Origin of the sequence: Collinsella sp. HCP3S3_D1 (genome assembly GCF_052064015.1) — a bacterium.
Taxonomy (GTDB): Bacteria; Actinomycetota; Coriobacteriia; order Coriobacteriales; family Coriobacteriaceae; genus Collinsella.
This window is the reverse complement of the sequence record NZ_JBQHWK010000020.1, coordinates 23,345-43,552: the sequence shown is the minus strand read 5'-3', so window position 1 is coordinate 43,552 and position 20,208 is coordinate 23,345. Positions and strand designations below refer to the sequence as shown.

Annotated in this window: 14 protein-coding genes; 6 read left to right on the top strand and 8 right to left on the bottom strand. The window is 59.7% G+C overall.

Translation table 11 applies throughout. From position 1 onward, the window contains the following. Positions 1-164: 164 nt before the first annotated feature. Both ACTNDJ_RS07475 and ACTNDJ_RS07470 read right to left on the bottom strand, forming a co-directional pair. The gene (locus tag ACTNDJ_RS07475) at positions 165-1,793 is read right to left on the bottom strand and encodes a UDP-glucose--hexose-1-phosphate uridylyltransferase (protein WP_441083503.1); all 1,629 of its coding nucleotides are present in this window, start codon (positions 1,791-1,793) and stop codon (positions 165-167) included. Next, a complete protein-coding gene (locus ACTNDJ_RS07470; protein ID WP_441083502.1) occupies positions 1,784-2,989 on the bottom strand; it encodes a galactokinase in 1,206 nt (401 codons plus the stop codon). Before ACTNDJ_RS07470 ends, ACTNDJ_RS07475 begins: the two co-directional genes overlap by 10 nt. A gap of 383 nt (positions 2,990-3,372) precedes the next feature. On the opposite strand from ACTNDJ_RS07470, the gene ACTNDJ_RS07465 reads away from it, so the two are divergent. Both ACTNDJ_RS07465 and ACTNDJ_RS07460 read left to right on the top strand, forming a co-directional pair. Then, complete coding sequence (locus ACTNDJ_RS07465) at positions 3,373-4,359, top strand: LacI family DNA-binding transcriptional regulator (RefSeq protein ID WP_154515200.1); 987 nt, start codon at positions 3,373-3,375, stop codon at positions 4,357-4,359. A 129-nt stretch (positions 4,360-4,488) separates the two neighbouring features. Then, complete coding sequence (locus ACTNDJ_RS07460; protein WP_441063005.1) at positions 4,489-5,649, top strand: FprA family A-type flavoprotein; 1,161 nt, start codon at positions 4,489-4,491, stop codon at positions 5,647-5,649. Positions 5,650-5,713: 64 nt separating this feature from the next. Here ACTNDJ_RS07460 and ACTNDJ_RS07455 read toward each other — a convergent pair whose 3' ends face one another. Beyond that, on the bottom strand, positions 5,714-6,517 hold the full coding sequence (locus tag ACTNDJ_RS07455) for a DeoR/GlpR family DNA-binding transcription regulator (protein WP_427728567.1): 804 nt from the start codon (positions 6,515-6,517) through the stop codon (positions 5,714-5,716). 334 nt (positions 6,518-6,851) lie between these two features. On the opposite strand from ACTNDJ_RS07455, the gene ACTNDJ_RS07450 reads away from it, so the two are divergent. Then, a complete protein-coding gene (locus ACTNDJ_RS07450; RefSeq protein ID WP_022095149.1) occupies positions 6,852-7,709 on the top strand; it encodes a class II fructose-bisphosphate aldolase in 858 nt (285 codons plus the stop codon). A gap of 699 nt (positions 7,710-8,408) precedes the next feature. Here ACTNDJ_RS07450 and vsr read toward each other — a convergent pair. After that, on the bottom strand, positions 8,409-9,398 hold the full coding sequence (gene vsr, locus ACTNDJ_RS07445; protein WP_441083501.1) for a DNA mismatch endonuclease Vsr: 990 nt from the start codon (positions 9,396-9,398) through the stop codon (positions 8,409-8,411). Between the two features lie 262 nt (positions 9,399-9,660). Here vsr and ACTNDJ_RS07440 point away from each other — a divergent pair, with 262 nt between their 5' ends. Then, complete coding sequence (locus tag ACTNDJ_RS07440; RefSeq protein WP_441063008.1) at positions 9,661-10,446, top strand: ABC transporter ATP-binding protein; 786 nt, start codon at positions 9,661-9,663, stop codon at positions 10,444-10,446. Then, positions 10,436-12,640, top strand: a complete 2,205-nt coding sequence (locus ACTNDJ_RS07435; protein ID WP_441063009.1) for an FtsX-like permease family protein — start codon at positions 10,436-10,438, stop codon at positions 12,638-12,640. Before ACTNDJ_RS07440 ends, ACTNDJ_RS07435 begins: the two co-directional genes overlap by 11 nt. A 528-nt stretch (positions 12,641-13,168) precedes the next feature. On the opposite strand, the gene ACTNDJ_RS07430 is transcribed toward ACTNDJ_RS07435, so the two are convergent. From ACTNDJ_RS07430 to ACTNDJ_RS07415, 4 genes are all read right to left on the bottom strand, one after another. Then, positions 13,169-14,200: a 3-deoxy-7-phosphoheptulonate synthase gene (locus tag ACTNDJ_RS07430; protein WP_441083500.1), complete on the bottom strand. Its 1,032-nt coding sequence runs from the start codon at positions 14,198-14,200 to the stop codon at positions 13,169-13,171. 305 nt (positions 14,201-14,505) lie between these two features. Then, positions 14,506-16,362: an ABC transporter ATP-binding protein gene (locus ACTNDJ_RS07425; RefSeq protein WP_154514936.1), complete on the bottom strand. Its 1,857-nt coding sequence runs from the start codon at positions 16,360-16,362 to the stop codon at positions 14,506-14,508. Then, entirely contained in the window at positions 16,362-18,728 is a 2,367-nt protein-coding gene (locus tag ACTNDJ_RS07420; protein ID WP_427718170.1) for an ABC transporter ATP-binding protein, read from the bottom strand. The genes ACTNDJ_RS07425 and ACTNDJ_RS07420 overlap by 1 nt, the downstream gene beginning before the upstream one ends. Beyond that, positions 18,725-19,174 carry a MarR family winged helix-turn-helix transcriptional regulator gene (locus ACTNDJ_RS07415; protein ID WP_154514934.1) on the bottom strand — a complete coding sequence of 150 codons (450 nt, stop codon included), beginning with the start codon at positions 19,172-19,174 and terminating at the stop codon, positions 18,725-18,727. The genes ACTNDJ_RS07420 and ACTNDJ_RS07415 overlap by 4 nt, the downstream gene beginning before the upstream one ends. Positions 19,175-19,424: 250 nt before the next feature. Here ACTNDJ_RS07415 and ACTNDJ_RS07410 point away from each other — a divergent pair, with 250 nt between their 5' ends. Continuing rightward, positions 19,425-20,174, top strand: a complete 750-nt coding sequence (locus tag ACTNDJ_RS07410) for an SDR family NAD(P)-dependent oxidoreductase (RefSeq protein ID WP_427728112.1) — start codon at positions 19,425-19,427, stop codon at positions 20,172-20,174. Positions 20,175-20,208 lie beyond the last annotated feature (34 nt).

The following is a 20,208-nucleotide window of genomic DNA, read 5'->3' as shown; positions in this document are numbered from 1 at the left end:
GGGGGGGGTTTTTTTTCATATTTTTTTTTAAAAATTTTAAAAAATCCCCCCGTCAAATTTTTGGGGGCCTTGCCCCAAAACCGGGCCCCGGGGGGGTTGGGGGGGGGGGGGCGCCGTTGTCTTGAAGACGAAATGATCCGTTTTCCTCCGTCCCCAAGGGATCATTACAGCGAGTCAATGAAGCGCTGCTGGGCGGCGCGACCGGCTTCGTCCCATTTAAAGACGCCGGCGTTGTCGAGCACGTGGCCAAACACCATGCCGACCTCCTCGTGCAGGATGTCGATGGCGCTATCCGCCGTAAGCTCGTCGGCGCGGCGGGCAAAGACATCCTCGGCCCATGCGGCGTGGCTGCGGCAAAGGTCGTCGCCCTCGAGCGCGCCGGCAAGGTCGTAACTGACATCGGCCTTGGCTGCCAGCAAGTGCTCGCGGACAGCGCCGAGCTCGGGAACCAAGCGCGGCGGCAAAATGGCCAGGCCCATGACCTCGATCAAGCCGATGTTCTCTTTCTTGATGTGGTGGTACTCGGCATGCGGGTGAAATACGCCCAGCGGATGCTCGTCGGTTGTGATGTTGCAGCGAAGCGCCAGGTAGGCCTCGTAGATCTTGCCGCCGGCATTGCCGCGAGAGTCGACGCGGCGGATGACGGGCGTCACAGTGTTATGCGCCACGCCGTCGGCTGTGTGCGCGATGACGCCCACAGACTCATCGGTCCACTCGCGCCAGGCGAGGATAATCTTCTCGGCGGCGTCGAGCAGCTGGGCGCGGTCGTGCGAGCGCAGTCTCAGCACCGAGAGCGGCCACTGCAACACGGTGCCGCTGACCTGGTCAAAGCCGGGCACGTTAAACTGCGAGACCTCGGCGGCATGCATCATGGGGAACTCGTGCGCGCCGCCCTGGAAGTGGTCGTGCGACAGAATCGAGCCGCCCACGATGGGCAGGTCGGCGTTGGAGCCAATAAAGTAGTGCGGGAACAGGTCCACAAAATCGAACAGGCAGGTTAGTCCCTTACGGTCGACGTGCATCGGGCGATGCTCGGCGCTCATAGCAATGCAGTGCTCGTTAAAGTACGCGTACGGGCTGTACTGGAAGCCCCAGCGCTCGCCGTCGAGCTGGATGGGTATGATGCGCAGGTTCTGGCGAGCGGGATGGGCGCCGCCGTCGGCTGCGGCGGAGCGTCCAGGGTAGCCCTCGTTCTCGATGCACAGTTGACAGGCGGGATACTTCTCGCCCGTGTTCTTTGCGGCGCCGGCCGCGGCAATGTCGCGCGGGTCCTTCTCGGGCTTCGACAGGTTAATGGTGATTTCCAGGTCGCCCCAGTTGGTGGGGGTGCTCCATTTGATATTGCGCGCGATGGCGGCGCGGCGCACGTAACCGGCGTCACAGCACAGACCATAGAACCAGTCGGTCGCGGCGCGGGGCTCGTTGACGCCCATGCGTCCGTTGAACTCCTCGTTTACAACCGAAGGCCTCGGCATGAGCGCGCCCATGATGCGCATGGCGATGCGGTCGCGGCCCGACGCCGTGTCCTCGGCAGCGCCGTTGGCAACGGCGTCCTCGGAAAGCGCGGCAAGCGTGCCCTCCAGGTCAAAATTGGGGAGCGTATCGGGGTGCAAGAGCGAGAGCTTCTCGTTCTGCATCGCCCAAGCCATGTCGAGCGCAGGACCCGTGGCGCCGATGCACTCGAGAATGGTGTTGTAGGCCCAGATGCGGTCATCCTGTCCGATCATGGATCGATGGATGGCATACTCAATCAGGCCCTGCGCGGCCTCGCGCACATCAGTCATTACAGCCATGCCGCGTAAGCCCCCTTGTCAGAAATTGCGTAGTGGCGGGCAGAGCCCTCGCCCAGCCAGCCGTTCATCTTGATGATGAAGGTGTCGACAAGATCGAGTGGCACAAAGGCCTGGATAGTGCCACCAAAGCCGCCGCCGTGGATACGGACGGCGCCGCGGCCGTCGAGCACATGCTCGGCCAGCGCCAAGGCATACATGGAAGGTTGCTCGGAGCCCAGTTTGGCGACGACATTCTGCAGGTACATGGCGGAGCTGGCACCGGACTCGCGCGTCAGGACCAGGAACTGGTCGATGTCGCCGGCGCTAAGGGCTGCCCAGCGCTTATCGACCAGGCCGTTCTCGTACCAGTAGTGAACGGCGCGCAGGCAGGCACGGTCGCCCAGCTTGGCGCGTAGCTCAGGGAGCTTGGCGTCAAAATCCGCCACGTTTACCTCGCACAGGCGTGTCTTGCCAAACTCGGCGGCGATGTCCTGCATCTCGCGCGGAACGGCGGCGTAGTCGTCGGTAGCTGCCACATGGTCGGCGCCAACCTTAACGAGCACGAGCGCATAGCCGTGATCCTCAAAGTTGAGTTCGAGCTTCTGGGTTTTAGGCTGAGCCTGGTCCTCAAAGTCCATGTAGGCGAGGCCGCCCAAGCAAACGGCGGCCTGGTCCATCAGACCGCAGGGCTTGCCGTAATAGTTGTTCTCGGTGCGCTGGCTCATCTGGGCGAGCGCGACGGGCTCGATGGCGGGTGCGCCCCAGAGCGTCTCCATGGCACGACCGTACGCCGCCTCGACGGCGGCAGAGCTGGAAAGGCCGCCGCCCGAGGGGACGGAGCAGGTGAAGGCGAAGTCGAAGCCCTGGGGCTCAACGCCCAGAGCGGCGATTTCGTGGGCCATACCGCGGACGAGGCTCGCGGACGTGCCCTTCTCGGGCTCTTGAATATCCAGCGTGTCGAGCGTGATCTCAAAGGTAGGATAGCCCTCGTCGGCGACGCGGATCTTGTTGGAGTCGGTTGCCACGGCGATACCGTCAACGGCGACATCGAGCGAGCCGGCGATAACATGGCCGCCCTCGTGATCGGTGTGATTGCCGCTGATCTCAGAACGCCCGGGCGCGTGCACGTAGAGCACCTGGCGGTCGCCGATGGGTCCAAACTCCTCCTCAAACAGCTTGGTGAGCATGGTGAGTGTCTTTTCGTCGGGGGTGGTCATGGGAGTCCTTTCCTTGGCGCGCACGGGTGAGTTTTGCGTCGCTATGAGTACGTTAACAACTTGAAGCGGCATGAACCAAGTGTTCACGATGCCGCACGTTACGGGCTATGTTAACGTACTCATAACACAACGCTTGCCACTTTTTGAGAATCCGGTAGTCGGTAGAATTACAGCCGTGAACGGTACCGCCGTATGGACTTATAAAGCAGAAGAGATGCAGATAGAAAAAGTAGAGTACGTTAACATGCGTCCGACGATAGCGGGCTTCGGAGCGGGATATATTTCTGCCCGGGCCGGCATGCACGCTATTCAGATTTCGCAAGGGTGAAGGTGATTCTGTGGCAAGGCACTCGTCCAACGATACAGGTACGCGTCCGGTCTCCATGGCCGACGTCGCCCGCGCTGCCGGTGTTTCACAGCAGACGGTTTCGCGCGTCGCCAACGGCTTGCCCAACGTTAACGAGCAGACGCGCCAGCGCGTGCAGGCCGCTATGCAAGAGCTCGGTTTTCGTCCGAGTTATGCCGGTCGCTCGCTGCGCGACGGCCGTTACCATTCGGTCGGTCTGTGCGTCAACGATATCACCAAGTTTGGCAACCTCTCAATGATCGACGGCATCGCCAGCGCTGCTCGCGAGCATAATTGCGCCATCACACTGGTCGAGATGTCCAAGACCGAGGAGTTTTCGCTTGCCGAGGCCACGCGTCGTATGGCTGCGCTGCCGGTGGACGGCATTATCATCGGCATGAGTCGTATGGCGCCCGATTTTGAGACGTTTGATCCGCTGCCGGGCATTGGCACGGTTATTGTTACCATGTACGCGCACCCGCGGGTGACCACGGTCGACTCCGACCATTACGGCTGCTCGCTCTTGCTTATGGATCATCTGTTTGAGCTGGGGCACGAGCAAATTCGCTATATTGGCGGCCCGTCGTTCTCGGTCGACGAGCAATTTCGTCGCGCCGGCTGGCAGGATGCGCTCGAGCATAAGCACATTAAGCCGCAGGCGCCGCTCGAGGGCGACTGGTCTGCCAACAGCGGCTACGAGGCCGGCAGGTACCTGGCCGAGCACGATCGCACCATGACGGCGATTTATGCGGCAAACGATCAGATGGCAAATGGCGCGATTGCCGCGCTGCGTGATAGCGGCCTGCGCGTGCCCGAGGACGTAAGCGTGGTGGGCGTCGACGATTCGCTCGACGACTTTGTCGCGCATAACGAGCTCACGACCGTTCGATTCGATTTACATCAGCGTGGACGCGAGGTGTTTGAGCACGCGGTTCCCGAGGCGGGTACGGCGGGCAAAACCGTTGCTATCCGTATTCCCGGCCAGCTCATTATTCGACATAGCACGGCGATGCCACGCTCATAGTTTGCGCAGGTAAACGACGATTTATCGTATTTCAATAACAATCGGTAAGGATGCCGGCAGATAACAGTTGGAATGCTGCCAAGTGCTATTATAGACAGGTTATTTTGTCTATCTAGGAGGCTTTGTCTGATGGAGATCACCAAGGATATCCGCTACATTGGCGTCGACGACCACGACATTGACTTGTTCGAGGGCCAGTACGATGTGTCCGAGAACGGTATGGCATACAACAGCTACGTTATCTTGGGCGATAAAATCGCTGTCGCCGATTCGGTCGACGGTGGTTTTGTCGACGAGTGGCTCGGCAACCTCGAGGCCGCGCTCGATGGCCGTACGCCCGACTACCTGGTCATCCATCATATGGAGCCTGATCACTCCGCCGGTATCGCCGCCTTTATGGAGCGCTATCCCCAGGCGCAGATTGTGGCCAGCATGGGTGCTTTCCGCATGATGGTCAACTACTTTGGCACCGACTTCCCCGAGCGCAAAATGGTTGTCAAAGAGGGCGATGTGCTCGACCTGGGCGGCCACAGCCTGACGTTTGTCGGTGCCCCCAATGTTCACTGGCCCGAGGTGCTCTTCTCCTATGAGGCCACCGACAAGGTGCTCTTTAGCGCCGACGGCTTTGGCAAGTTTGGCGCCAACGACATCGAGGATCCCGAGGGCTGGGCTTGCGAGGCTCGCCGCTACTACTTTGGCATCGTCGGTAAGTTCGGCAAGTTTGTGCAGGCCGTGCTCAAAAAGGCTGCCGATCTGGATATTCAGATCATCTGCCCGCTCCACGGTCCTGTCCTTACCGAGAATCTGGGCTATTACCTCGACACCTACAACACCTGGTCGAGCTATCAGCCCGAGGACGAGGGCATCACGATTGCCTATGCGAGTGTCTACGGCCATCTGAAGGCCGCTGTCGAGGAGCTCGCCGCAGCGCTCGAGGCTCGCGGCCAGAAGGTTTCCGTCTTTGACCTGGCTCGCGACGACATGGCCGAGGCCGTTGAGGATGCGTTCCGCTATGACCGCCTGGTGCTCGCCTCTATCACCTATCAGGGCGAGATCTTCCCGTTCATGAGCACCTTTATCCACACGCTTGCCGAGCATGCCTACCAGAACCGCACCGTGGCGCTCGTCGAGGCCGGTTCCTGGGCGCCCACCGCTGCCAAGGTTATGACCAAGGAGCTCGAGGGCATGAAGGACATCACCCTGGCGCAGAACAAGGTGACCGTGCTGGGATCGCTCAACGACACATCGCGCGCCCAGATCGAGGCCCTCGCCGACGAGCTTTCCAAGTAGCGATATTTCGCTTTTAACGGGCAAAACCACCACAAAGGGACAGGCCCTTTGTGGTGGTTTTTGTTTAAGCGCCGGCGATGATGAGGGCTGGACGTGCGCTGTCGGCGGCCTCGGCGATTGAGGTGGCGACGGCGGCGTCGGGGTCGCTGTCCATCACGATGATGTCGACGTCGGCAAGCTCAGCAAAACGGTACATGCCGCGTCCGTTGACCTTACTGGCGTCCATGAGGGCGACGCTTTGACGGGCGGCACCGACCATAGCCGCTTTGGTCTCGGCCATCTGCGGAAAGTCGGTCGTAAAGCCGCAGCCGGGAACAAAAGCGCCAGGACACATGACGGCAAGGTCGGCGTGGACCATTTGGAGCGCCTGCATGGTAAGTGGGCCGTACAGATAGCGATGACCTTTGCGCAGTGCCCCGCCCAGCATGACGACATCGACCGAGGGCATGCTCTCGTCAATATAATCGGCGATGGTAATGTCGGCCGTGATAACGGTGATGCCGTCGCGCTGATCGAGGAGCCGGACGAATTCGAGCGCCGTGGTGCCCGAGTCGACGAGCAGCGTGTCGCCGTCATTAACGAGCTCGATGGCGCTTTGCGCGATGGCCTGCTTGGCGGCGACGTTGACATTGATGCGGCGATCTTGCGTGGAGACGGTCAGGCGTTTGTGGAGCGATACGGCACCACCATGTGTGCGACGCAGCTTGCCTGCTTCGGCGAGCGCGTCCAGGTCGGCGCGGGCGGTGACGGAGGACACACCAAAGGTCTGGGCGATTTCTGCTACCTGCACCGAGGCGTTATGCTCGAGTATTTCCATAATGGCGGTACGGCGCTCGTCAGCAAAAGCACGGTTGGTAGCTTGGGCCATGTTTGCTCCATTCTCGGCTATATTTGCAGGAATTGTGTTGACTCTATTTTCGTTCATTTTCTTTTTGAGTAAGAAAACACCTTTCGATTACTTATCTTTTCTATAAAAGAAAGACGCTAAACGCTCAAAATTCAATATCGAACACGCCCACTCGGTTCCGATTCCTTCCGTTTACTTTTCAAAAACGACTGTATTGGCCTGCACGGACTCAATATCTCGCACGTGCAAAGCCGCTGAATTTCATACAATGAGCGCAGTAAAACGCAAGGTAAAACGCCTTGTGAACAACTACGCCCGATGTCCAGATGCGGGCGAGGGAGAGGAGCAAACGCTCATGGCACTTGTTACCACCGAAAAGATGCTCAAGGACGCTCAGGCCGGCCACTACGCCGTCGGCGCGTTCAACGTCGAGAACCTCGAGTTTGTTATGGCCGTTCTGGCCGCTGCCGAGGAGACCAAGTCCCCCGTCATCATGCAGACCACCCCGGGCACCATCAAGACCGCTGGTCTGGACTACTTCTACGGCATGGTGAAGGCCGCTGCCGAGCGCGCTTCCGTGCCCGTCGCTCTGCACCTCGATCACGGCGATGGCTATGACCGCTGCATGCAGGCTTTCCGCACGGGCTACACCTCCGTCATGATCGACGGCTCGCACGAGTCCTTTGAGGACAACATTGCCCTGACCAAGTCCGTCGCCGACGCTGGCCGCGCCATGGGCGTGCCCGTCGAGGCCGAGCTCGGCAAGGTTGGCGGCAAGGAGGACGACGGTCCCGCGGTTGAGGGCGAGAGCCCCTACACCGATCCTGCCGAGGCCAAGGAGTTCGTCGAGCGCACCGGCTGCACCTCGCTGGCCATTGGCGTTGGCACCAGCCACGGCGTGTACACGAGCGATCCGCACATCGAGCAGTCCGTGGTCAAGGCCATCCGCGACGCCGTCGACGTGCCGCTGGTTCTGCACGGCACTTCCGGTGTGCCCGATGAGCAGGTTGCCGAGGCTGTGAAGAACGGCATCTGCAAGGTTAACTACGCTACCGAGCTGCGTCAGGCCTACACCAAGGGCTTCATGGCCTACATGGCCGAGAACCCCGCCTGCTTCGATCCCAAGAAGCCGGCCAAGGAGGGCATGCGTGAGATCACCGAGCTGGTTAAGATCCGCATGACCAACCTCAACTCTGTGGGCAAAGCAGAGTAACAGCAAGGGTACTCTGATCCCACCGGGCCGTCCGGAAACGGAAAAGGGCCTATCTCTCAGAACGTCCTCGGACATGTCGGAAGCCCCGCTGCGCGCACGCGCTACGGGGCTTCCTCCGTCCTGCGGAATGTTCTGAGAGATAGGCCCTTTTCCGTTTCCGGACGGCCCTGCTCGATCGCCCTTGTGGCGTTGGGGATGAAGGGGTGGGGCGCTAGGGACGCTTTGTTGATGGGGGACTAGTATGCCCGGGCTTGGTTGGGGAATGACTTGTTTAGGGATGCTTGGAGCTTATCGAAGGATATTCGCAAGTTGAGATTCTGATCGGTTGAGCGTTTGGCTTTTGTGGTGGGGGAGTCGAGGAGGCCGTTTCTCTGTGTCGGGGGGAAGGAGAAAAGGTCTGCATGTTTTAGGGATGGCTGCTGTGCTGCGTCATTGGAAGAATGCATGCTTATGCGGCCTCCTCGATGTCCACCAAAAGGTTGCGCACGGGGTGTGCTGCTAGGTCCCGTTCGTTGGCAGTATTATGCCGCGGCTGCTGCAAAGAAGCACTAAAGAAAGGCTTAATCAGGTTTGTTATAACAGTGAAACTGCAGGTCAAAGGTATCGAATAACACTCTTGAAAGGTTTTGAGCTTAAGGGCTTTCTAAGGTTTGCGGCTCGGATGTGGCGCGGACGTGCGGAGCGTGTGAATGATCGCTGTTAGCGCTGCGGTGCGGCGGCGCGTACCTGTTCGATGACCTTTTCCATGGTGGCGTCGATGCGGTCTTTCTTGAGCTCACATTCCCAGACGGTGATGGGCGTCCAGCCCATTTGGGTAAGCGCATCGATGGCGGCTCGGTCGCGCTCGACGTTGCGGCGAAACTTTGCCTCCCAAAACTCAACATTGCGCTTGGGCTGGCTCGGATTGCACTTAGGGCAGCGATGCCAAAAGCAGCCGTTGACGAAAATGGCGATCTTGCGCCCGGGAAAGGCGATGTCGGGCTTGCCGGGTACCTTCCATTCCAGACGGTATCCCGTAAGGCCCGCTGCCCGCAGGCGCTGGCGAACGAGCAGCTCGGGTTTGGTGTTGGCGCGCTTGTTGCCCTTCATGGACTTTTTTATAGCGGCGCGACGGCGCACCAGTTCGCGCTCGTCAGCGGAGAGGTCCGAGGTATCGATGCCGTCGAGCAGACCTGGCTTGGGACGCTTTTTGCTGCGGCGCTTAGGTGCGCGCTTGGGCTTGGTGGCGGGTTTGTCGGCCGTGTTGGGCGTGGCGTCATCGGCGGCGCCGTTGGCCTCAAGCCGATCTTCCTTCAACTCAATCAGAGCATCGATAAGCCCTTTGTCGGCGGGCATCCACTCAACGGTGGCAAGCGAGGTGCGCGGAATCCAGCGGATATCGAGCTGGCGGTCGTGCTTCTGGGGCTCATCGGAGTCATCGGCGAGCGAGCAGTAGTAGCACTCCATGGAGAGATGAAAATCGGGGTAGTCGTTCTCAACGGTATAGAAATCGCGCAGGTTGGTGACTTTTACCTGCAGCTCTTCCATGAGCTCGCGGCGTACGGCGTCCTCGGGCGTCTCGCCGCGCATGAGCTTGCCACCGGGGAACTCCCAAAGTCCCTGCATGTCGCCGTAGCCGCGCTGCACGGCAAGCAGCTCATCGGATCCTTCCTTGCGAATGATCCCAGCGGCAACATGAACAGTCTTCAACAGGAGTCCTCTCTCAACATCGACACATGACAAGGCAGCTCATTTGGGTAGTCTTTTTGGGACGGGGCTTTTTTAGCTGCCCTATGTCAAATGCGGCCTCATGCTTCGAAGGCTACGGATAGGGTAGCTAAAAAAGCCCCGTCCCAAAAAGACTACCCCTACCTTACGCAACGGTAAGGCAAGCGTAAGCGATATCGATGGTAGCCGACTCGGCTTCTTGCGACTATAGATGCCGTAGACTAATCGCAAGAAAGGACTCGGTATGCAAACCACGCACATGGCGACCCCGGTACTGGAAGTCGTGCATCTCGAAAAGGTATACGGAGCGCTGGGCAACGTGACCCGCGCGCTCAACGACGTCAGCTTTACCGTCAACCGCGGCGAATTCGTTGGCATCATGGGCGCTTCGGGCTCGGGTAAGTCGACGTTGCTCAACTGCGTGTCGACCATCGATAGTGCCACAAGCGGCGCGATCCGCATCAACGGCCAGGACGTGACGCGCATGAAGCAGGCTAAGCTTTCGCAGTTCCGCCGCGAGGAGCTTGGTTTTATCTTCCAGGACTCCAACCTGCTCGATACGCTCACGGCACGCGAGAACATCGCCCTGCCGCTCACCATCGCCCGCACAAACTCGGCAGAGATCTCGACCCGCGTGCAGGATGTGGCAGCGCGCCTGTCCATCAGTCAGGTGCTCGACAAGTATCCCTACCAGATGTCCGGCGGTCAGCAGCAGCGCGTTGCCGCGGCTCGCGCGCTCGTCACCGACCCCACCATGATCATGGCCGACGAGCCCACCGGCGCCCTCGATTCCAAGAGCGCTCGCCTGCTGCTCGAGAGCCTGGAGGCCCTTAACCGCCGCCTGCGCGCCACCGTGCTCATGGTCACGCACGACAGCTTTGCCGCCAGCTACACGAGCCGTGTGCTGTTTATTCGCGACGGCAAGATCTTCACCGAGCTGCGCCGCGGAGACACCGGCCGCCGCGAGTTCTTCGACCGCATTATGGAGGTCGTTGCCATGATGGGCGGTGAGGGCTCCGATGCTCTGTAAACTCGCTTGGGGCAACGTCCGCCGCGCCGGCCGCGACTACCTCGTCTACCTTTTGACGCTCACCCTGGGCGTCACGGTCTTCTATGCCTTTAATACCATCTCGATGCAGGTCGACATCGCCGGAATCGATGAAGAGGGCTTGGCGCAGGTTATGGGCAGCATGCTCGGCTACCTGACGTACTTTTTGGCCGGTGTCATGGCCTTTTTGATGGTGTATGCCAATAACTTCATCATGAAACGCCGCAAGAAGGAGTTTGGCCTGTACCAGGTGCTCGGTATGGGGCGCGGGCGCGTCGCCACGATCATGGCGCTCGAGACCGTGATAGTATCGGTTGTGGCCTTTGTCGCCGGCATTGTGCTGGGTGTGGGACTCTCCCAGCTCATGACGTTCTTTACGGCCTCGCTCTTTAAGACACAGATCGCCAATTTCCACTTCTTTTTCTCGGTGCATGCGTTCAACCTGACCCTTGCCTGCATGCTCGTAATGTTTGTGCTCACGCTACTGCTGAACCTTCGCGCCGTGCGTCGTACCAAACTCATCGAGCTTATGGGTGCCGAGCGTCGCAACGAGAGCATCAAGACACGCAACCCCTGGATCGCGATTGCCATCTTTGCCGTGGGCGTGGTGCTTGTGGGCGTGGCCTATTACCGTCTGCTACGTGATGGGTTCCCGCTAACCGCGACGGACAGCAAGCTGCAAGAGGCCATGAACCAGTTTGGCATTACGACCGCTATGGTTACCGTGGGTACCTTTGCCCTGTTTTGGGGACTCTCGGGCATGCTTATCAAGCTGCTGCAGAGCCTGCGCGGCGTGTATTGGCGCGGCCTCAACATGTTTATCGTGCGCCAGCTTGCGGCCAAGGTCAACACGGTGTGCTTTTCGATGGGCGTCATCGCGATGCTCCTGTTTTTGGCCATCACCTCGGTGACGTGCGGTATGTCGATTGCCAACGTGATGAACGAAAACCTGGAGCGCTATAACCCTGTTGATGTGTCTCAGACGTATGTCTATTACACGCCCGATACTCTCGACTACTACAAAGAGTACGTCAATCCGTCTGATGAAGCCGATCGCATGGTGCTGGCCGATACAACGGTCGATTTGTACCCCGCATGGCACGGCAAGGGCGAGTCGGCGGACAACAACGACGAGACCGGCAAGAAGGTCGATATCGCCGATGTTGCCGGTGAGCATGTACAGATCGATTCGTATCTGAGTTACCCGGTTGGCGGCTCGAATCCTTCGGTGACCCCAAGTGAGATGTGCAAGACCATGGGCGAAAAGCTTCCCAAGGCGTTCGGGGGTAGCAATGCCGATACGATGGGTCTGTTTGTGACGCCGGCGAGCCAGTACAACAAACTGCGCCAGATGATGGGCGAGGAGCCGGTGAGCATTGGCCGCGACCAATATCTGCTCACGTGTGATATGGGCGGCGAGCTGGTCGACCTGTACACCAAGTATATGGCTGGCGGCCATGCCCTTACCTTGGGCGGGCATACGCTCAAACCCGCAACCGATAAGTCGGACGAAGATACGGCGGCCATCGCCAACTCGGCGATGGGCAGTAATCCGGGTACCGTCGTCGTTGCCGACGAACTGTTGTCCCAACTTAATCTGCAGCCGTATTCCAGTAGCCTGCTCGTTAACTACAAACAGGGGATGGATACGACCGAGGCAGACGAGAGCATTAAATACACTCTGCTCGACAATCTGCTCGTTGACGGCAAGGAGCCGGGGTTTTGGGGAACCTTCATCACACGCTCCGAGATGTACACGCAGGCAGCGCAAATGAACGGTCTTATTAGCTACCTAGCCATCTACATCGGCTTTGTATTGGTCGTTGCATGCGCGGCGATTCTGTCGATCCAGCAACTCTCCAACGTGGCCGACGGCAGCCGCAGCTATCGTGTGCTGGCACAGATCGGCTGCGACGACCGCCAGATTCGCCATTCGGTGATGGCGCAGCAGGCGGTATTCTTCCTGTTCCCGCTGGCAGTGGGTCTGGCGCACTCCTTTGTGGCACTTAAGGTGATTATCGAGCTGGTGAGCATATTCGGAAATATGAGCATCGGCGGCACTGTGGGCCTCACCTGCGCGATCTTCCTGGCAGCATACGGTGGCTACTTCCTGGTGACCTACCTCATGAGCACCGGAATGGTGCGAGCTGCCATAGCCACCCGCTACAGCGAGTAACAAGCGGGCAAAATCGTCGCAAAATCAGAGGCGTATGACCGCCGCGAAGGGGCCAGGGGCCCTTTCGCGGCGGTTTTTTCCAACCTGGTGCGTCTCAGATACAAGTGAGTAGACTTTTTTGAACCTGACGAGCACATCGCGACAAATGCTCAATAAAACCGCAGGTCAGAGCTGTGGCGTTTTGGGGCGTGCTTGGCTTCCTGCAAAAAGCCTACTCACTTGGTTTTTCTGCTAGAAGACCGCCGCGAGGGAAGGCAACTCCCCCGGGTAGTCGTTGGGGACGTTCTTAAACGACTAGTCAAACAAGAGCGTCCCCAACGACCACCCCAAAAGGAGCGTCCCCAAGTGCTAGCTTTGGCAACGACGCTGGTAGAAAAACGTCAGCGAAAACCCGTACACGCGAGCAATGTGCCTTGAAGCGAGGCGGCATTGACCTTTTGGTCATGCCGTCGAAGCTGAAAGGCAGATTGCTCGCGTGTACGGGTTTGCAGCGTCGGCCGGTTACGGCGTTTGGTAAAACGCCGTAACCTACACCCGCTCTGCGATCTCGTGGATGAGGTAGTCGGTCTTTTCCCAGCCCAGGCACGGGTCGGTGATGGACTTGCCAAAGACGCCGCCGTCGACAGACTGGTTACCGTCCTCCAGGTAGGATTCGATCATAAAGCCCTTGACCAGCTTGGAGATGGACTCGTTGCGGCGGCAGCTATCGAGCACCTCCTTGCAGATGCGGTGCTGCTCCAGCGGGCGCTTGCCCGAGTTGTCGTGGTTGCAGTCGATGATCGCCGCCGGGTTGGCGTAGCCGGCATGCTCGGTATAGCGCTCAGCCAGACGCTCCAGATGCTCGTAGTGGTAATTGGGGTAGGTACGACCGTCGAGACCAATGTAGCCACGCATGACGGCGTGCGCGAGCGGATTGCCGTCGCACTCGACCTCCCAGTTGCGGAAGATGAAGCTTTGATGTGCCTGGGCGGCGTAGATGGAGTTGAGCATAACGGTGGTGGAACCGGCGGTGGGGTTCTTCATGCCCACAGGCACCGAAATGCCGCTCGACACCAGACGATGCTCCTGGTTCTCGACCGAGCGCGCGCCCACGGCGACGTAGCTCAGCAGGTCGACGAGGTACTGGTAGTTGGACGGGTAGAGCATCTCATCGGCGGTAAAGAAACCGGTCTCCTCGATGACGCGCAGGTGCATATGGCGGATGGCCTTGACGCCCTCGAGCAGGTCGTCGGGAGCCTCGGGGTTGGGGTTGTGCAGCAGGCCCTTGTAGCCAGTGCCCTTGGTGCGCGGCTTGTTGGTATAGACGCGCGGAATGATGATGAGTTTGTCCTTGACCTCTTCGGCGACCTTGGCCAGTCGGCTCATGTAATCAAGCACCGAGTCCTCGCGGTCGGCAGAGCACGGGCCGATAATGAGCACCTTGCGCGCGTCCTCGCCGGTAAAGACCTTGGCGACCTCGGCGTCGAATGCCTGTTTTTTGGCGGTAAGGTCGGCGGAAAGCGGCATTTCCTCGCGGATTTCCATGGGGATCGGCAACCTGCGCTTGAATTCCATGGCCATACGGGGCCTCCTCAATCAAATAAGACAAAGTGTGCATTGTCGAATGCTCGGCATTATCCGCTGTCGCACGCTAAAGTGCAAGCCCTCATCACCCCAAAACCTGCCAAAAAGGGACAGGTTTATTTTGGCAGGTTTTATCTGGTCAAACGTCAACTGGCCCTGGAATGGAATGATGTCACGCGGCTTGGAAGAGGCCGTCGATTTGGTCCCAGGGGAGGCGGTTTGAGGGTCGCAGAACAAAAAACGGGAGCGCAGGTTGTCCTGCGCCCCCGTTCTCGGGTGTTATTCGTTCCCTGCAGCAGAATTTACGCTGCTTCGTCGAACTGCGAGTTGTACAGGTCGGCGTAGAAGCCGCCCTGGGCGAGCAGCTCGTCGTGCGTGCCCTTCTCGACGATGTCGCCGTCGCGAATTACCAAGATCACGTCGGCGTTGCGGATCGTGGACAGGCGGTGTGCGATAACAAAGCTGGTGCGGCCCTGCATCAGCGCATCCGTGGCGCGCTGAATAAGCTCCTCGGTGCGGGTATCGACGTTGGATGTCGCCTCGTCCAAAATCAGCGCCGGGCGGTCGGCCAAAATGGCGCGGGCAATGGTCACGAGCTGGCGTTGGCCCTGCGAAAGGTTGGTGCCTTCCTCGTTGATCATAAAGTTGTAACCGCCGGCGAGCGTATGGATAAAGTGGTCGCAGCGTGCAGCGCGTGCAGCGGCCTCGACCTCGGCATCGCTTGCATCGGGGCGTCCGTAGCGGATGTTCTCGCGGATGGTGCCGTTAAACAGCCACGTATCCTGCAGCACCATGGCAAACTCGCCGCGCAGTGCCGCGCGGTCCCAATCGCGTACGTCGACGCCATCGACGCGCAGCGAGCCGCCGTCCACGTCGTAGAAGCGCTGTAGCAGCTTAATGAGCGTGGTCTTGCCCGCGCCGGTGGGACCGACGATGGCGATGGTCTGGCCGGGCTGTGCCTCGCAGCTAAAGTCGTGGATGATGGTCTTGTCGGGCGTGTAGCCAAACTTGACGTGGTCAAACTCCACATGGCCAGGGCGCTTTTCGGGAATCTGCGCGTCGGCCTTCTGCTCCTCCTCGGGCGCGGCCAGGAACTCAAAGACGCGCTCGGTGGCAGCGGCCATAGACTGCATCGTGTTGCTCACGTTGCCCAGCTGCTGCACGGGTTGCGTAAAGTTGCGAACGTACTGGATAAAGCTTTGGATGTCGCCGGGCGTGGCATTGCCAGTCAGCGCGAGCTGTGCGCCCACCACGACCACGCCCACGTAGCCCATGTTGCCCACCAAGCTCATAAGCGGCATCATCAGGCCCGACAGGAACTGCGAGCGCCAGCCACTAATAAAGAGGCGGTCGTTTTGACGGTCGAACTCTTCGATTGAGGCCTCGGCGCGGTCGAACACCTGAATGACGTTCTGGCCGGCAAAGTCCTCCTCGATAATGCCGTTGACGGTGCCCAGGACCTGCTGCTGCTCGCGGAAGTACGGCTGCGAGAAATGAATCATCACGGTCAGGATAATCGCGGCAGCCGGCAGTGTGAGCACGGTGACGCCGGTAAGCGGCAGGCTGATCGACAGCATCATGACGAGCACGCCGATAATCTGCGTCACCGACGTGATGAGCTGCGTCACGCTCTGGTTGAGCGACTGACCCAGCGTATCGACGTCGTTGGTGATGCGGCTGAGCACATCGCCCTTGCTGTGTCCGTTAAAGTAGCTCATCGGCACGACAGCGATCTTGGCGGCGATCTCCTTGCGCATGCGGTAGCAAATCTTTTGCGTGACGCCGGTCATGAGCCAGCCCTGGATGAGGCTGCAAACAGAGCTTGCCAGATACAGGCAGAGCAAAAAGCCGAGCGTCTTGGCGATCCAGGCAAAGTCGACATCGCCGGTACCGTTGACCTTGGCGACCAGGCCTTCGAACAGCTTGGTCGTAACCTGGCCGAGCACCTTGGGTCCCACAATGTTAAAGACGACCGAGCACACGGCAAAGGCGACGGCGGCAAGCACGGCAACCTTGTGTTGACCGATATAGCCGAGCAACTGCCGCATGGCGCCCTTAAAGTCCTTGGCCTTCTCGCCGCGGCCCATGCCACCCATGCGGCCCATGGGACCGCGCTGGCGGGTGGGCTTGGGAATCTGAGTCTTGGTCTCGTCTGCCATTAGTGCTCGCCTCCCTCCATAACGGCTGCAATTTCTTCTTGAGTGAGCCCCAGCTCCTCGGCGGAAAGCTGCGACTGTGCGATCTCCAGGTACGCCGGACAGCTGTGCAGCAGCTCCTCGTGCGTACCAGTGCCCACCACGTGACCGTCGTCGAGCACGATGATCTGGTCGGCGTGCATGATGGTCGCGATGCGCTGGGCTACGACAACGAGCGCGGCGTCGGTAACGTTTTTGGCAAGCTCTTCGCGCAGGCGCGCGTCGGTCTTGTAGTCGAGGGCGCTAAACGAGTCATCGAACACCAGGACCTCGGGCTTTTTTGCCAACGCGCGGGCAATGGCCAGACGCTGGCGCTGACCGCCCGAGACATTGGAGCCGCCCTGGCTGATGGGGGAGTCGTAGCCGCCCTCGCGCTCGTCGATAAAGTCCTCGGCTTGGGCGATGCGCGCGGCCTCGTGCATGTTCTCGTCGCTTACCATGTCGCCGGCAAACTTAAGGTTGCTCTCCACGGTGCCCGAGAACAGACGCCCCTGCTGAGGGATGTAACCAATGCGGCGGCGAAGCTCGGAAAGGGTCATATCGCGCACGTCGATACCGTCGAGCGAAATGCTGCCGCCCGTGACGTCGTATAAGCGCGGAATCAGCTGTACGAGCGTGGACTTGCCCGAGCCCGTGGAACCAATGATGCCGAGCATCTGACCGGCATGCGTGGTGAAGTTCACGCCGCTCATGACGTCGGCGCGGGCATCGGGATACTGGAAGCTCACGTCGCGGAAGGTGAGCTCACCGCGCGGTGCGCTGGCCGCGGGCAGTTTGGGCGAGGCGGGGTCGTTGATGCTCGTGGGGCAGGTGATGACCTCTTCCACGCGCTCGGCTGCGACCTCGGCGCGGGGCAGGATGACCGAAACCATGGTGAGGATCATAAACGCCATGACGATCTGCATGGTATAGGAGATAAACGCCATCATGTTGCCGACCTGCATCACGCCATCGGACACGCCCTGCGCGCCAAACCAGACGATAAGCACGGTGATGCAGTTCATGACGAGCATCATGAGCGGCATCATAAAGCTCATGGCACGATTGGTGTAGAGCTGCGTGGTCATTAGGTCGAGCGAAGCCTTGTCAAAACGCTCGAGCTCATGCTCCTCGCGGTTGAACGAGCGGATGGGCATAAGGCCGTCGAGCAGCTCGCGGGCGGTGAGGTTCACGCGGTCCACAAAGCTCTGCATCTTTTTGAACTTGGGCATGGTGAGGCCCATAAGCACGCCGACGACGGCCGAGACCGCGATGATGGCCACGGCGATGGTCCACTCCAGGCCGGTGTGGTTGGCCAGGACGCGCATGACGGCGACGATGCCCATGACGGGGGCCATCAGGCACATGCGGATAAACAGGGTTGCGGCCATCTGAATCTGCTGAATGTCGTTGGTGCAGCGGGTGATGAGCGAGGCCTGGCTAAACTTGCCCACCTCGGCCGGCGAGAAGTGCATAACCTTGTTGAAGGTCTCGCGGCGCAGGTCGCGTGCGATGGAACAGGCGGTGCGCGAGGCCACGGCGCCGGTCAGGATGGTGGCGATGAGCGAGATCAGGCACAGACCAAACATCGTGGTTGCCATGCGGCCCAGATAGGCGTTCTGCACGTCGGCGGGGTCGATGCCCTGCGCCTTGTACTCGTCTTGTACATAGCTCACGGCGCGTTGGGTCACGATGGAACCCGACATGGAGCCCATTTTGTCCGCCATATCGTTGGCACCCTCGACGAGCTTGCCCTGGTCGATTAGGCCGCCTTCAACGCCTAGGCGCAGGCTCTTCATGGTGATCTTACCGCCGTCGGTGTCAATCTGCTTTTGCATGTTCTGCGCTGCCGCGGCCTTCTGCTGCGTCTCGGCGAGCTGCTCGGGCGTCATTGCCGCCATCTGCTCGGGGGTGGGCATGGCCTGGGCGGCGTTGTTGTTATTCTCGCTGGACGAACCCATCATGTCATCCATGGAGTTGGCGTCAATGCCCTGGTTGAACGAAAGGACGACGGTCTCGGGCAGGCTCACGATGTCGGCAATCTTGCCGCCGTCGGCGCGCTCCTCCTCGGTGCCCTTGTACGTTCGAATGCCGTTATTATCCGCCTTGCTAAACACGGCCTCCACAGCTTTGGCGTCCTTATCGCTCATAAAGAGTTCGAGGTCGTCGAGCGATTCGGTGCGAATGGTGTCAGGTACGGGCGAGGCGATACCGCCTTGCTGCACGCCCACGTCGACGATGTCGCTCATATACGTAGGCAGCGCCAGATCGGCGTTGCAGCTGATTACGATAAGTACGATAGCTGCGAACAGTGCCAGGACATGCTTTTTAAAGAGCTTGAGAATCCTCACTCGGCATCTCTCCTTTCTTGATTGCGGTCGATAATTTCGTTGGCACGCCTAAGAAGGCGCACCATCTCTTGGGTATCTGTTTCGCCGAGCTGCTCGAGGAAGGCCGCGGTGCGGTCCTCGAATTCCCGATGCTTGATTTCGAGATCATGGAATCCCTTGTCGGTCACCGTGACGTGTACGCGACGACGGTCGGTCTTTGAGTGCTCGCGCTCGACCCAGCCTTTGGCTTCGAGAGCGCGCAGGATATTGGCGATGCGGGCGCTCGAGACCCAGGCACGATCGGCGAGTTCGCTTGGCGTGAGCGAACCGCCAGCGAGCATGAGGGCGCGCATGACGGCCATCTCACCACTGAGGGCTTTGTCCGCAAAGCGCGAAATGCGCTGATGCATACTGCCGAACTCGGTAAGGAGCTGACGCCCAAGTTCACGGAAATCGGTATCTTTCACCGAAAACCCCTAACACTAGAAACTATTTTTGGTAGAAGATGATACCCCCATATGCGGGCCTCATGCAGTGGGCAATATAAAGAGCGTATAAAGACTTAAAATAATTCAATTGCTGAAGCGTTTCAAAGAACTATCATGCCCGCGGTTAGGCGAGGGGTTGTCACCACCATGACGGCTGGGACTCATTTATCGCCATGTGCGATGCTCCAACTTCCCGCAAGGAGACACCTGAATCAAGGGGGTTGGAGTCATGGCATTTGACTTCACGGGTAAAACCGCGATCGTTACCGGTGGCACTCAGGGCATTGGCCTCGAGATTGCCAAGGGTATCGTTGCGGGCGGCGGACACGTCGCGCTCATCGCAAGGAACGCTGCCAAGGGCGAGGCGGCTGTGGCCGAGCTTGGCGAGGGCAACAAGTTCTATCAGCTCGATGTCGCCGATGCGCCCAAGGCGCGCGAGACCGTCGAGCAGATTTTTACGGACCTGCCGCAAACCAACATCCTGATCAACTGCGCCGGTGTCATCAGCACCAAGAAGTTTGACGAGATCGACGACACCGAGTGGCGTCGCACCATCGACATCAACCTCAACGGCACCTTTACCATGATGAATGCCGTGTACCCGCACTTTAAGGCGGCACATGCCGGCACTATCGTCAACGTGAGCTCCGTTGCTGGCAAGATCGGCGGCGGCCTGCTCGGCACCGCGGCCTACGCGAGCTCCAAGGCCGGTGTCAACGGCCTTACCAAGGCGGTCGCCAAGGAGGGCGGTAAGTTCGGCATCCGCTGCAACGCTGTGTGCCCGTCGCTCACGCTTACCGACATGACGTCGATCCTTTCTGACGAGAACTCTCAGCGCATCATCAACGGTATTCCTCTGGGCCGCGCCGCCCAGGCCAGCGAGCCTGCGCAGATGGTGCTGTTCTTCGCTTCCGACCTCGCCAGCTTCGTGAACGGCGAGATCGGTGACTGCGACGGCGGCATCGTCCTGGACGGGTAATACCCCGCGGTAATCGTTTGGCGGCGACCCTGGC